This window comes from Acrocarpospora catenulata (genome assembly GCF_018476525.1).
In the GTDB taxonomy this organism is placed as follows: domain Bacteria; phylum Actinomycetota; class Actinomycetes; order Streptosporangiales; family Streptosporangiaceae; genus Acrocarpospora; species Acrocarpospora catenulata.
Map to the genome: position 1 here is coordinate 1 of NZ_JAHCST010000161.1, position 1,015 is coordinate 1,015.

General features: G+C 63.3%; 1 protein-coding gene and 1 pseudogene. One reads left to right on the forward strand and one right to left on the reverse strand.

Features of this window, described 5'->3' with window-relative positions:
- Positions 1 to 37: 37 nt before the first annotated feature.
- The gene (gene tnpA, locus KIP79_RS46180) at positions 38 to 466 is read right to left on the reverse strand and encodes an IS200/IS605 family transposase (protein ID WP_214111431.1); all 429 of its coding nucleotides are present in this window, start codon (positions 464 to 466) and stop codon (positions 38 to 40) included.
- A gap of 25 nt (positions 467 to 491) precedes the next feature.
- Between tnpA and KIP79_RS46185 the strand changes: the two are divergent.
- Positions 492 to 1,015 (forward strand): annotated as a pseudogene (locus KIP79_RS46185) (RNA-guided endonuclease TnpB family protein); the annotation flags it as partial.

Consider the following 1,015-nt stretch of genomic DNA (forward strand, 5'->3'; position numbering starts at 1 on the left):
CCGAGCGGTGCCGTGACAGGTGGTCCGCCTGAGTAGCTCAGCCGGGCCGTTTCTGGTTCTCGATGTACTCCTTGATGATCGAGAGTGGGGCTCCGCCGCAGGAGGCGGCGAAGTAGGACGGGGACCAGAAGTGGCCGCCCCACAGGTACTCGCGGATGTGGGCCGGGTACTCCTTGCGCAGGAGTCGGGCCGAGACGCCCTTGAGGGAGCCGACCAGGGTGGACAGGGCGACTTTGGGCGGGTAGTGGACCAAGAGGTGGACGTGGTCGCGTTCGCCGTTGAACTCCACCAGTTCCGCGCCGAAGTTGTCACACACCTCGATCATGATGGCTTCGCAGCGGGTCAGGATCTCGTCGGTGAACACTCCACGCCGATACTTCGGGGTGAAGACCAAGTGAGCATGGAGGCTATAGACAACACTTCTACCTCGGCGGATATCGGGGTTCGGCTCCCATCGTGGTGACATAGGCCAAATGGTAGTGTGTTCGATTGTGAAGTTAGTGGTGCAGGTGAAGCTCCTGCCAACGCCCGAGCAGGCGGCGGCACTGGAGGCAACCCTGCGCATGGTCAACCAGGCCGCGAACCACGTGTCGAAGATCGCGTTCGAACGGAACACGCGCCGCCACTACGACCTGAGGAAACTCACCTACGGCACCGTGCGGGACGAGTTCGGTCTCGCGGCGCAGGCCGCCCAGCACGCGATCAAGAAGGTAGTCGACGCCTACACCACCTTGAAAGGCAACATCCGGGCAGGGAACCTGGGCCCGGAAGGCTCGCTCCGCCGGGCCAAAGCCGAATCCAAACCGATCACCTTCCGTCCCGACGCCGCCCAGCCCTACGACGACCGGTGTCTGACCTGGAACCACGACGCCCGCACGGTGTCGATCTGGACCACGGTCGGTCGACTCAGGAACATGGCGTTCACCGGCTCTCCCGACCAGTTGAAGATGCTCACCGCGCACCGCAAAGGCGAATCCGACCTGATCCACCGCGACGGCATGTGGTTTCTGTACGC

What these genes read in the sequence shown, in the direction of transcription:
- tnpA (WP_214111431.1), bottom strand. Translation starts at nt 466, where the DNA reads ATGTCACCACGATGGGAGCCGAACCCCGATATCCGCCGAGGTAGAAGT.